Source organism: Streptomyces sp. NPDC002773, from assembly GCF_040295605.1.
Lineage (GTDB): Bacteria > Actinomycetota > Actinomycetes > Streptomycetales > Streptomycetaceae > Streptomyces.
Genome location: NZ_JBEOVO010000025.1, coordinates 1 through 12,475 on the forward strand (window position 1 = coordinate 1; position 12,475 = coordinate 12,475).

Genomic DNA, 12,475 nt, shown 5'->3' on the forward strand with positions numbered 1-12,475 from the left:
TGCAGGGGGGACCCTGTGGGAGAGTAGGACGCCGCCGAACAATCATTGTGGGAAAGCCCCGCACCTTATGGTGCGGGGCTTTTCTGCGTTTACGGGCCGAAACCCTTTCGGAGGGGATGCGCCGTCGCCGTTGCCCTCGTCAGAGGCGGCCGGCTGCTTTCAGGGCGAGGTACGCGTCTGCCAGAGCGGGCGCGAGGGTGTCGGGGGAGGCGTCGACGACCGTGACGCCTCGGCGCTGGAGCTGCTCTGCCGTGCGGGCGCGCTGGGACTGCGTCTGGGTGGCTGCCGCGGCCTCGTAGACGCCCTCGATCGTGCCGCGGGTGGTTGCCATCCGGGCGATGTGGGGGTCGGAGACAGAGGCCACAAGCACGGTGTGGCGCTGGGAGAGCTGCGGCAGGACGGGGAGGAGGCCCTCCTCGATCGGGGCCGCGTCGAGGCTCGTCAGCAGGACGATCAGAGAGCGGCGGGGAGCGCGTGCGAGGGCGGTCGCGGCCAGGCCGCGGGCGTCGGTCTCCACCAGTTCGGGTTCCAGCGGGGCGAGGGCGTTGACCACGGCGGGGAGGACGTCGCCGGCGGAGCGGCCCTGGACCTGGGCGCGGAGACGTCGGTCGTAGGCCAGGAGGTCCACGCGGTCACCGGCTCGGGAGGCGAGCGCGGTGAGGAGGAGTGCCGCGTCCATGGAGGCGTCCAGACGGGGGACGTCGCCGACGCGGCCGGCCGAGGTGCGGCCGGTGTCGAGGACGATGAGGATGCGGCGGTCGCGCTCCGGGCGCCAGGTGCGGACGGCGACCGTGGTCTGGCGGGCGGTGGCTCGCCAGTCGATCGAGCGGGTGTCGTCGCCGGGGGCGTACTCGCGGAGGCTGTCGAACTCCGTGCCCTCGCCGCGGGTCAGCACGCTGGTGCGGCCGTCGAGTTCGCGGAGCCTGGCGAGGCGGGACGGGAGGTGCTTGCGGCTGGTGAAGGGGGGCAGGACGCGGACGGTCCAGGGGACCTCGTGGTTGCCCTGGCGGGCGGCGAGACCGAGGGGACCGTACGAGCGGACCGTCACCCGTTCGGCGTGACGGTCGCCGCGGCGGGTCGGGCGCAGGTTCGTGGTGAGGCGGCGACGCTCGCCGGCGGGGACGGTGAGCCGCTGGCGTGAGGAGGCCTGCTCGGTGCCGGGGCGCCAGCTGCTGGGCGGCCAGGCGTCGCGGAGCTGGGCGCGGAGGGTGCGGCGGGACGGGTTGGTGACGGTGAGCTGGACGTCTGCCGCGTCACCGAGTCGAACGGATGTATCACCACTTCGGGTGAATTGGAGCGTTCGTACTGGCGCCGCCAGGGCGTAGTCGCACAGAATTGCGAGGGAGAGAGGCGCGTTCACTGCGAGCATCCCCGTCCAGCCGGGGGCGAGGATGCCGACGGGGAGCGATCCGAGGGCGGCGAGCAGCGCGGTTCGTCCGGTGAGGGCCATGGGGCGCCGTTCTCAGCGGGGGACGGGGACGTGGGCGAGGATCGAGTTGATGACGGAGTCGGGGGTTACCCCCTCCATCTCGGCCTCGGGCCGCAGGTGGATGCGATGACGCAGGGTGGGGAGAGCGAGGGCCTTCACATCGTCCGGGGTGACGTAGTCCCGGCCGGTGAGCCAGGCCCAGGCGCGGGCGGTGGAGAGCAGGGCGGTGGCGCCTCGGGGAGAGACCCCGAGCGTGAGTGAGGGGGATTCACGCGTGGCACGACAGATATCGACGACGTAGCCGGCGATCTCGGGGGAGATCGAGACCTTGGCGACAGCGGTCCGGGCGGCTTCGAGTTCGGCGGGGCCCGCGACGGGGCGGACGCCGGCGGCCTTCAGGTCACGCGGGTCGAAGCCCTCGGCGTGACGGGTGAGGACCTGGATCTCGTCCGCGCGCGAGGGCAGAGGGACCGTCAGCTTCAGCAGGAAGCGGTCCAGTTGGGCCTCGGGGAGGGGGTAGGTGCCCTCGTACTCGACGGGGTTCTGGGTCGCGGCGACCAGGAAGGGCTCGGGCAGGGGGCGCGGGGTGCCGTCGACCGTGACCTGGCGTTCCTCCATCGCCTCCAGGAGGGAGGACTGGGTCTTCGGGGGCGTGCGGTTGATCTCGTCGGCGAGCAGGAGGTTGGTGAAGACCGGGCCGGGCTGGAAGGAGAACTCGGAGGTCCGGGTGTCGTAGACGAGGGAGCCGGTGACGTCGCTCGGCATGAGGTCGGGGGTGAACTGGACGCGCTTGGTGTCGAGTTCGAGAGCGGCGGCGAGCGAGCGGACCAGGAGGGTCTTGGCGACGCCCGGTACGCCTTCCAGGAGGACGTGGCCCCGGCAGAGCAGGGCGACGACGAGACCGGTGACGGCGGGGTCCTGGCCGACCACCGCCTTCGCGATCTCGGTGCGCAGGGCCTCCAGCGAGGCGCGGGCGCTGTCCGAGTCCACGGCGGTCTCGGGGGTCGGGGCGCTCATGAGGTGCGTACCTCTCTTTCGAGGGCGTCGAGTTGGTCCGCGAGGCGGATGAGAGTGGTGTCGTCGGCGGGGGTCGGGCCGAAGAGGAGGTTCCTGGGGTCCGCGGTGGTCTCGGGGAGACGGGCGGAGAGTGCGGGGAGGAGGCGCTCGGGGGAGTGGGCGTCCTGGGAGGGGACGCCGAGCGCGGGGGCGATCCGGGACCGGGTCGCGGTGCGCAGGACGGTGGCGGCGCGGTCGCGGGCGTTCGCCTTGCGGTAGAGGCGGGCTCGGCCCTCGGTGGTCTCGGAGGCGCGGAGGGCGACGGGGAGGCGCTCGGTCACCAGGGGGCCGAGACGGCGACCGCGCCAGATGGCGGCGAGCAGGGCCGCGACCGCGAGTTGGAGGGTGCCCCACAGCCAGCCGGAGGGGATGAGGGCGAGGAAGTTGCCCGTGGTGTCGTCGTCGGGTGCGTCGACGGCGGAGGTGTCGGAGAGCGAGGGGAGGTACCAGACGAGATGGGGCCGGGAGCCGAGGAGTTGCAGGGCGAGAGAGGCGTTGCCCTGCTGGTCGAGACGGTTGTTGTAGAGGATGTCGGGCGAGCCGAGGAGGACGGTGTCGGTGGCGTCGGGGCCGGGGATGCGGACCAGGGACGGCAGGCCGTCCGAGGGGTAGCAGGCGTCGGCACCCGGGACGGTGAGGTAGCGCTCGCCGCCGAGGTCGACGCTGCCCGCGCGGTTGGCGGCCTCCAGCGTGCAGGAGGGGGCGCGGTTCTCCACGGGGGTGCTGGTGGCGCTGGTGACGTCCGGGGCCAGGGTGGGGAGGGAGGGGTGGCCGGCGCCGAGGAGGACGGTGCGGCCCGCGGTTCCCGTGATGGTCCGGCGGAGCGTGGACTGTTGAGTGTCCGTCAGCAGATCGGGTGCGGTGACGAGGAGGGTGCTCGCGGTGTCGGTCGCGGCGGTGGCCTCGTCGAGGGTGGTGGCGAGGGTGATGGTGACGCCGCGGGCCTTGAGGAGTTCGGCGACGGCGCGACTGCCGTGGGGGTCGGCGGAGCGGGGGTCGAGCGCGCCGTGGGACCCCGTGGATCGCATGGTCGCCAGGACGATGCCGCCGATGATGACCAGGGCGAGGACGAGGGCCGCGCCGCGGGCACGGGTCCAGAGCTGACGGGGTGTGAGGGCGATCGACGTGGTGCCGGTGGCCGGGCGGCTCATGCGGGTGTCCCCGTGGAGGTGGTGTCGAGGGTGGGGCGGGTCCGCTCCAGGACGGTGTCCAGTTCCTCGATGCGGCGGTACGCGGGCTCGTCGGCGGTCCGGCCGCCGTATGCGACGTCGTCGAAGGCGCGGGCCGCGAGGCGCAGTTCGTCCGCGTGGGAGGGCAGGGAGCGGCCGGCCTCGGCGGCGGCCTCGTCGGCGGTGCGGCCGGGGCGGGGGTCGAGGAGGGTGCGCTCTTCGAGGGAGCGGACGACGGCCCGCATGCGTTCCTGGAGCGCCTGGTTCCAGCGGCCGGCGGCGGCGTGCCGGGCGGCGGCGGCCCGGTGGTCGCGGGCGGTGCGGGGGCCGCCGGCGAAGAGGGAGTCGCCGGTGGTGCCGGGGGCCCGGCGCGGGGTGCCGAGGCGCCACCAGAGGGCGGCGGCGAGGGCGGCTACGAACAGGACGACCGCGACGAGGCCGACGACGCCGCCGGGGGTGGCCCCGGACGCGGCGCCGAACAGGTCGCGGAGCCACTCCCAGAAGCGGTCGAGGCCGCGCTGGAGGAGGTTCGGGTCGTTCTCGTGGTACATCGGCTTGGACAGCTCCCGCTCCGCCGCCTCGCGGGCGGGGAGGCGGGAGATGTCCACCGGTACGTCGACGTCGGCGCGCAGCCGTACCGGTGTCGCGGCCGTTCCCCCCGGGGCCGTCACGGCATCAGCCTCCGACGGTCTGGTCGCCCGGTGTGGGGCCGTAGCCGGGGAGGCCCGCGGCCCGAGCCAGTTCGAGGTCCAGGGCTTCGCGGCGGATGCGCTGGTCCACGTAGAGGAGCACCGTCACTCCGGCGGAGATCGGGTAGGTGATCGCGCTGGTGATCACACTGCCGATGCCGGTGATGATCAGGAATGGCCAGCCGAAGGTGGCCGTCGAGCCGGAGAGGAGGCCGGAGAAGCCGTCGGTGTCGGCCGCGATGCCGGCTATCGCGAACGGGATCGCGATGATCATGGAGAAGACGAGGATCAGCAGCTGGGTGAGGAGGATGATCCCGCACATCCGCCACCACGAGCCCTGGACCAGCTTGGCCGAGCGCTTGAGCGAAGGGATCACGCCCTGGCGCTCCAGCATCAGGGCGGGGGAGGCGAGGCTGTAACGGACGATGAGCCAGGCTGCCGCCGCCAGGCCGCCGAAGCCGCCGAGGAGGAGCAGGACCGCGCCCGCGGCGCCTCCGATCAGGAGGCCGGGGAGCATGCCGGTGAGGACGACGGCCGCGGCCATGGCCGCCAGCAGCAGCGTGAGACCGATCAGCTGGAGGAGCCGGGGGCGGGCCTCCTGCCAGGCCGAACTCAACGAGACCGGGCGGCCGAGTACGGCGCGGCTGATGACGACGGTCAGCAGGGCGGCACAGGCCACGGAGGCCATCAGCGTCACGAGGAGGACGGGGCCGAGACCGATCAGGGAGGCCTGGGCCGAGTCGAGGGACTGTTCGAGCGCTTCGGCGGGGGTGGCGTCGGGGTTCGCCGCCGGGGCCGCCGGGACGAGATAGCGCTGGGCGAGGATGCTGGCGACCTGGGTGATCACCGCGACCGTGACGGAGATCGTCAGGACCGTGCGCCAGTAGGTGCGCAGCGTCTTCACCGCGCCGTCGAGGATCTCGCCCACGCCCAGCGGGCGGAGCGGGATCACCCCGGGCTTCGCGGCCGGAGGCCGGCCCCAGTGGGCGTTTGGAGGCGGGCCGCCCCAGCCCTGGCCCCGTACCGGGGGTCGCGGCGGGGCCGGGGTCCGCCCGGTGGGCGGGGACCACTGGCCGGCGGGCGGCTGGTCCTTGGACCACTGCGGGGCGGAACCGTTCGCGTCGGCCGGAGCGGGCCCGGGAACCCGGGATCCGTCCTGGTCGTCGGAGGGGGCGGATCCGGGCGAGGTCCAGCCCGGAGTGTCATTCACGGTCGTCCACCTCGGAGGAATGGTCGCGGTGCCGGATCGGCGGACCGGCTCGGTCACGGCGGCCGACACCTGACACGGCGGCGGGCCGGGTGCCATCGTGCCACGCGGGGCCCGCCCGTGGGCGGGACCGGCCTTGTCCTTCGTACGTTCGTCCGGACCTTCATTGTGCGGGCGGCAGGCTGCACACTGTGCGGATACCCGATCATCTCGCGCGAACCGTGCGATGGCGGGCCGAGCGGGCCGCGGTCGACGGGATCGCGGTCCGGGCTGGGGGAGGCGCTGTGGGACAGGTCACGGCAGGTAACGATTGGCTAATGGGATGATGTCGATATGAAGGGACGCGTTCTTGTCGTCGACGACGACACCGCACTGGCCGAGATGCTCGGCATCGTGTTGCGGGGTGAAGGGTTCGAGCCGTCGTTCGTCGCGGACGGTGACAAGGCGCTTGCCGCATTTCGGGAGGCCAAGCCTGACCTGGTGCTGCTCGACCTGATGCTGCCCGGTAGGGACGGCATCGAGGTGTGCCGCCTGATCAGGGCCGAGTCGGGTGTGCCGATCGTCATGCTCACGGCCAAGAGCGACACGGTGGACATCGTCGTGGGTCTGGAGTCCGGGGCCGACGACTACATCGTGAAGCCGTTCAAGCCGAAGGAGCTCGTCGCCCGTATCCGGGCGCGGCTGCGGCGGTCGGAGGAGCCGGCTCCGGAGCAGCTCACCATCGGTGACCTCGTCATCGACGTGGCCGGGCACTCCGTGAAGCGGGACGGGCAGTCCATCGCGCTGACCCCGCTCGAGTTCGACCTGCTCGTCGCGCTCGCGCGCAAGCCGTGGCAGGTCTTCACCCGTGAGGTCCTGCTGGAGCAGGTCTGGGGCTACCGGCACGCGGCCGACACCCGGCTGGTGAACGTGCACGTCCAGCGGCTGCGCTCGAAGGTCGAGAAGGACCCGGAGCGCCCGGAGATCGTGGTCACCGTCCGTGGTGTCGGGTACAAGGCGGGGCCGAGCTGACATGAGTACGGGCAGTGCTGCTCCGAAGCCCGGGGATCCGGGAGTCCGTACGGGGCGGACTGCCGGACCGGGGCGGGGGGGCTCGCGTTCCGGCCGTCCGCCTCGCGGTGGACGGCTGTTCCGGGACGGGGCGCCGGGTGGACCGGTGCTCCGCCTCTTCGCGCGCTGGGTGCGTCGGCCGCTGCTGCCCGCTGTGCGGCTGTGGCGGCGGAACATCCAGCTGAGGATCGTCGCGGGCACCCTGCTGATGTCCCTCGGAGTGGTGCTGCTGCTCGGCCTGGTCGTCATCGGCCAGGTCCGCAACGGTCTGCTCGACGCCAAGGAGAGGGCCGCCCAGGGCCAGGCCGCGGGTGGCTTCTCCGCCGCCCAGGACAGGGCGGCGACCACCTCGTCGGCGCCCGGTCAGCAGGTCGGCGGGCGGACCGGTTCGTCCGTGAACTGGCGCTCCACCCTGGTGGAGCAGCTCGCCAGCGGTGGCCAGAGCGCCTTCAACGTGGTGGCGCTCTCCCTCGACAGCGATGACACCGCGAGCCGTGGTGTGCGTGCCTCCGGCGAGGTCGACCCGGCCGCGAGCATTCCCGCCGATCTGCGGCACGAGGTCGCCCAGGGCGCGGACACCCTCCAGAAGTTCACCAGGATCCACTACACGAGCGGCAAGGCGTCCGAGGTCGGGCTGGTGATCGGCAAGCGGCTCAACGACGCCGACGGCACCCAGTACGAGCTGTACTACCTCTTCCCGCTGACCCAGGAGGAGGACTCCCTCACCCTGGTCAAGGGCACTTTGGCGACCGCCGGTCTGTTCGTCATGGTCCTGCTCGGTGCCATCGCCTGGCTCATGGTGCGCCAGGTCGTCACGCCTGTACGGATGGCCGCCGGGATCGCCGAGCGGCTCTCGGCCGGCCGGCTCCAGGAACGCATGAAGGTCACCGGCGAGGACGACATCGCCCGGCTCGGTGAGGCCTTCAACAAGATGGCGCAGAACCTGCAGGGCAAGATCCAGCAGCTGGAGGAGCTGTCGCGGATGCAGCGGCGGTTCGTCTCGGACGTCTCGCACGAGCTGCGCACCCCGCTGACCACGGTCCGGATGGCGGCCGACGTCATCCATGAGGCGCGGGTCGACTTCGACCCCATCACCGCCCGTTCGGCGGAACTCCTCGGCGATCAGCTCGACCGTTTCGAGTCGCTGCTCTCCGACCTTCTGGAGATCAGCCGCTTCGACGCGGGCGCGGCGGCCCTGGAGGCCGAGCCGATAGACCTGCGGCAGGTCGTGCGCCGGGTCATCGGCGGCGCCGAGCCCCTGGCCGAGCGCAAGGGGACCCGGATCGTGGTCGTCGGCGACCAGCAGCCCGTGGTGGCCGAGGCGGACGCCCGCCGGGTCGAGCGGGTGCTGCGCAACCTCGTCGTCAACGCCGTCGAGCACGGCGAGGGCCGGGACGTGGTGGTGAAGCTGGCCGCCGCGGGCGGGGCCGTGGCCGTCGCCGTACGCGACTACGGGGTGGGACTGAAGCCGGGCGAGGCGACGCGGGTGTTCAACCGGTTCTGGCGGGCCGACCCGGCTCGGGCCCGGACCACCGGCGGCACCGGCCTCGGTCTTTCCATCGCGGTCGAGGACGCCCGGCTGCACGGCGGCTGGCTCCAGGCCTGGGGCGAGGCCGGTGGCGGCTCGCAGTTCCGGCTCACCCTGCCGCGTACCGCGGACGAGCCGCTGCGGGGCTCCCCGATCCCGCTGGAGCCCGAGGACTCGCGTCGCAACCGTGAGCAGACGGCCGTCGGGCGCGCCCAGGAGGGTGCCCGGCTGGCGTCGGTGCCGGAGCAGTCCGCCGGCGACCGGCAGCAGTTCCCCGTACCGCCGAGGCTTCCGGCGTCGCCGCGGGCCTCCGTCGACCCGACGGCCCTGCCCGGCAGCGGCGCACGGGTCGTGGCGCGCGCGGCGACGGACGGCGACGGCTGCGGGGTGGGTCCGGCGGCGGCGGCCGGCGGAAACGGGAACGTGGAGCGGGAGGACGGGACACGTGGGCGCTGACTCCCGAGAGGGACGCGCGGGGCGGGGCTTCCGAGTGGGGCCGGCGGTGCTGGGCTTTCGGGTGGGGCCGGCCGTGCTCGGTTTCCGAGAGGGGGCGGCGGTGCGGGTGCGGAGTACGCGCGCGGTGGTGTTCGCCGTGTGCGGCGGGCTCCTGGTGACCGGTTGCGCGACGATGCCCGACAGCGGCGACGTCCAGACCGTCAAGGGCGCCAACCAGGGCGACTCGCAGGTCCGGGTCTACGCCGTCGCGCCCCGGGAGAACGCGGACCCGGACGAGATCGTCGACGGCTTCCTCGAAGCCATGACCAGTGACGACCCCGGCTTCGCCACCGCCCGCAAGTACCTGACGAAGCACGCCGCGCGGACCTGGAAGCCGGAGGAGAGCATCACCGTGCTCACCACGGCGCCCGCCCGCGACCCTGCCGACCGCAACGCCGACCCCGACAACCAGGGCCGCGCCTACCCGCTCTCCGGCCGCAAGATCGCGACCGTGGACGCCCGTCACGCGTACCAGCCGAACAGCCCCGCCGCGTACCTGCAGTCGATCCATGTCGTGCAGCAGCCCGGCGCCGACGGCAAGGGCAAGGAGTGGCGCATCGACAGCCTGCCGCCCGGGCTGGTGCTCGGCGAGGCCGACTTCCTGCGCAACTACCGGTCGGTGAACAAGTACTACTTCGCCTCCGGGGAGGACTGGGTCGTCGCCGACCCCGTCTACATCCGGCAGCGGCAGGACCCCGTCACCCGGATGGATCCGGTGACGCAGACGGTCAAGGCGCTCCTCGAAGGCCCCACGAACTGGCTGAAGCCGGCCGTGGACTCCCGCTTCCCGTCCGGTACGGAGCTGCAGAAGGGCGTCACCACGCTGACGACCGACGACCAGTCCACGCTGAAGGTGCCGCTCAACGCCAAGGCGGACCGGGTCGGCGGCGAGGCGTGCCGGCGGATGGCCGCCCAGCTGCTGTTCACCCTGGGCGACCTGACCTCCGTCCGCGTCGAGCAGGTGGAGCTCCAGGGGGCGAAGGGCCAGTCGCTGTGTCGCCTCGGCAAGGGGCAGAAGACCGAGTTCGCCGCCGTCCGGAACACCGATCGACAGGAGAACCCGTACTTCGTCGACGACCACCACAGGCTGAAGATGTTGGTCGTCGGGGACAAGGAGGCGAACGCGTCCGTCGAGGTGCCCGGACCGCTCGGCAAGGGCACGACGCCGCTCCGCTCGATCGCCGTCGACCGGGGCGAGACCCGCGCCGCCGGGGTGGGGGAGAACGGCCGGGAGCTCTTCGTCTCCTCCATCACCACGGAACAGGAGACCCTGCCCGCGGTCCTGACCAGCAAGGCCGTCAAACCCGACGACGGGCTGTCCGCGCCCAGCTGGGACGGCCGGGGCGACCTGTGGGTCGCCGACCGCGACCCCGCCGCGCCCCAGCTGTGGATGGTGCCCGACGGCAGCGGTGACCCCGTCAAGGTACGGACGCCGTGGCTGGGGGACGACGCGAGGATCACGTCCCTGCGGGTCTCCGCCGACGGGGTCCGGATCGCGCTGGTGGTCACCCGCGGCGAGCGCACGACCCTGCAGATCGGCCGGATCCAGCGGCAGACGACGGGCGAGGAGCAGGTCGTCTCGGTGCTCGACCTCCAGCCCGCGGCGCCCCGGATGGAGTCGGTGACGGCCGTCTCCTGGGCCGGGCCGAGCCGGCTCGTCGTCGTCGGCAGGGAGGCGGGGGGCGTCCAGCAGATCCGTTACCTCCAGACGGACGGCTCGACCTCGGCGACCTCGGTGCTCCCCGGTCTGAACGGGGTGACTTCGGTGGCCGCGCCGCACGGCGACTCCGTGCCGCACGACGACTCGGCGCCGGTGGTCGCCGACTCCGGCGACGACGGCATCGTCCGGCTCGCTCCGGGCACGAACTGGCAGCCGATGGTCAAGGACGGCACCTCGCCCGTCTATCCGGGGTAGCGGGGAGCCCTGGGGGCCTCGACCTGACGTACTCCGGGGCGCCACGGAAGTCCTCGGACAACCGGCCGGAAGCCGGCGTTCCGGGGGTTTTCCACAGGGGTGGCCCGCGGGCTCCGAAAGGCGCACAGTGGAGCCATGCGGGGGTGGTGGCGCGAGATCGCCGGGCTGGTGCTGCCGGTCGCCTGCGGAGGCTGCGGCAGACCGCGTACAGAGCTGTGCCCGTCCTGCGCCGCCGTGCTGACCGGGGCGGAGGCGGGGCCGCGCCGGGTGCGGCCCTCGCCCGAGCCCGCCGGGCTGCCCGTGGTCCACGCCGTGGCGCCGTACGCCGACGCCGTGCGGGAGCTGCTGCTCGCCCACAAGGAGCGTGGGGCGCTCACCCTGGCCCGGCCCCTGGGCGGCGCCCTGGCCATGGCCGTGCAGGCCGCTGCCGGGGGCGGTGACGGCTCTTCGGCGGCTCCGCTGCTCCTCGTACCGGTGCCGTCCTCCCGGCGCTCCGTACGGGCGCGTGGCCACGATCCGACGCGGCGGATCGCGCTGGCGGCGGCGGCCCGGCTGCGGTCCCTGGGGCGGCGGGCGCGGGTCGTTCCCGTGCTGCGGCAGCGGCGGTACGTGGCCGACCAGGCGGGGCTCGGGGCGCGCGGGCGGCTCGCCAACCTCTCCGGCGCACTGGAGGTCGTGCCGGGCGGCGAGCGGCTGCTCCGGGCGGGAAGGGTGGTGCTCGTCGACGACCTGATGACCACGGGCGCCTCGCTCGCGGAGGCGGCGCGCGCCCTCGGAGCCGTACACCGTCCGTTCATTCCTGAATTACCGCACGGTTTTCCGGGCGGTTCGGCGCAGCACGGATTCGAACAGCGGGCGGCGGCTGTGATCGCATCCTCTCCCGCCTCGTTCGAATTAAACCGGAACTCCTCGGGAACTTGGATCGTTGCAGGTGGTGAGAGGTGAAAGCACCCGTACGGAGGTATGTCGCGGTAGCGGGTGCCGACACCCGTCAGGAGGGGCTATGTTCGGTTGTGAGGAATGGTGGAAGCCATCGCCTCGACGAATACTGGTTGCGCCTACAGGACAGGAGTTCAGGGCGAATTAACCTCTTGTCGATGGGGTGGGGATCATGTCGGCTGGGGAGGAGGAGGTGAAAGTCGCCAAGTCCGAGCTCCGGTAATCCACCGGAGTCTGGTGCAAAAGGAGAAGCCCGGCGGCCGAGGAGCCGATCAGGGCGATCCGGGAACGGAGTTCTGCGTGGACATCGTCGTCAAGGGCCGCAAGACCGAGGTGCCCGAGCGGTTCCGCAAGCACGTGGCCGAGAAGCTGAAGCTGGAGAAGATCCAGAAGCTCGACGGCAAGGTGATCAGCCTCGACGTCGAGGTGTCCAAGGAACACAACCCGCGGCAGGCCGACAGGTCCGACCGCGTGGAGATCACCCTCCACTCCCGAGGCCCGGTGATCCGGGCGGAAGCTGCGGCAGGCGACCCGTACGCAGCGCTCGACCTCGCGAGCGACAAGCTCGAGGCGCGACTGCGCAAGCAGCACGACAAGCGGTACACCCGCCGTGGGAACGGCAGGCTTTCGGCGGCGGAGGTCGGGGACGTGGTGCCCGGCGTCGCCCAGTTCGACGGGGATGGCAAGCTCGTCGCGGACGAGACCGACGCGGTGCCGACCAAGATGGTGGGCCCGATCGAGGTCCAGGGCGAAGGCCCGCTGGTGGTCCGGGAGAAGACCCACAAGGCCGCACCGATGACGCTCGACCAGGCGCTCTACGAGATGGAGCTGGTCGGGCACGACTTCTATCTCTTCGTCGACTCCGACACGAAGCAGCCGAGCGTCGTCTACCGGCGACACGCGTACGACTACGGCGTCATCCATCTGGAGAGCGACCCGCTCGCCGAAGGACGCGGCGCCGGCGGTGCGCTCGGCGGCTGACAAAGCCCGCCGCGCAC

Annotated in this window: 10 protein-coding genes; 5 read left to right on the forward strand and 5 right to left on the reverse strand. The window is 72.6% G+C overall.

Going from position 1 to position 12,475, the window contains the following annotated elements:
• Positions 1-139 precede the first annotated feature (139 nt).
• The 5 genes from ABT034_RS25740 to ABT034_RS25760 are packed head-to-tail and all read right to left on the reverse strand — an operon-like array spanning position 140 to position 5,553.
• Positions 140-1,450, reverse strand: coding sequence for a DUF58 domain-containing protein (locus ABT034_RS25740; protein ID WP_351219120.1), 1,311 nt, complete (start codon positions 1,448-1,450; stop codon positions 140-142).
• A gap of 12 nt (positions 1,451-1,462) precedes the next feature.
• The gene (locus ABT034_RS25745) at positions 1,463-2,446 is read right to left on the reverse strand and encodes an AAA family ATPase (protein ID WP_351219122.1); all 984 of its coding nucleotides are present in this window, start codon (positions 2,444-2,446) and stop codon (positions 1,463-1,465) included.
• A complete protein-coding gene (locus tag ABT034_RS25750) occupies positions 2,443-3,636 on the reverse strand; it encodes a DUF4350 domain-containing protein (protein WP_351219124.1) in 1,194 nt (397 codons plus the stop codon). The genes ABT034_RS25745 and ABT034_RS25750 overlap by 4 nt, the downstream gene beginning before the upstream one ends.
• Positions 3,633-4,325, reverse strand: coding sequence for a DUF4129 domain-containing protein (locus ABT034_RS25755; protein WP_351219126.1), 693 nt, complete (start codon positions 4,323-4,325; stop codon positions 3,633-3,635). Before ABT034_RS25755 ends, ABT034_RS25750 begins: the two co-directional genes overlap by 4 nt.
• Before the next feature lie 4 nt (positions 4,326-4,329).
• Positions 4,330-5,553 (reverse strand): DUF7544 domain-containing protein, encoded by a 1,224-nt coding sequence (locus ABT034_RS25760; RefSeq protein ID WP_351219128.1) that lies wholly within the window; start codon positions 5,551-5,553, stop codon positions 4,330-4,332.
• Between the two features lie 330 nt (positions 5,554-5,883).
• Here ABT034_RS25760 and mtrA point away from each other — a divergent pair, with 330 nt between their 5' ends.
• The 5 genes from mtrA to hpf all read left to right on the forward strand — a co-directional run bounded on the left by mtrA (position 5,884) and on the right by hpf (position 12,458).
• A complete protein-coding gene (gene mtrA / locus ABT034_RS25765) occupies positions 5,884-6,561 on the forward strand; it encodes a two-component system response regulator MtrA (protein WP_250769064.1) in 678 nt (225 codons plus the stop codon).
• 1 nt (position 6,562) lies between these two features.
• Positions 6,563-8,584: an MtrAB system histidine kinase MtrB gene (mtrB, locus tag ABT034_RS25770; RefSeq protein ID WP_351219130.1), complete on the forward strand. Its 2,022-nt coding sequence runs from the start codon at positions 6,563-6,565 to the stop codon at positions 8,582-8,584.
• A gap of 172 nt (positions 8,585-8,756) precedes the next feature.
• On the forward strand, positions 8,757-10,538 hold the full coding sequence (locus ABT034_RS25775; RefSeq protein WP_351219260.1) for an LpqB family beta-propeller domain-containing protein: 1,782 nt from the start codon (positions 8,757-8,759) through the stop codon (positions 10,536-10,538).
• A 135-nt stretch (positions 10,539-10,673) separates the two neighbouring features.
• Positions 10,674-11,483 (forward strand): ComF family protein, encoded by an 810-nt coding sequence (locus ABT034_RS25780; RefSeq protein ID WP_351219132.1) that lies wholly within the window; start codon positions 10,674-10,676, stop codon positions 11,481-11,483.
• A 294-nt stretch (positions 11,484-11,777) separates the two neighbouring features.
• A complete protein-coding gene (gene hpf / locus ABT034_RS25785) occupies positions 11,778-12,458 on the forward strand; it encodes a ribosome hibernation-promoting factor, HPF/YfiA family (RefSeq protein WP_351219134.1) in 681 nt (226 codons plus the stop codon).
• Positions 12,459-12,475: the final 17 nt, after the last annotated feature.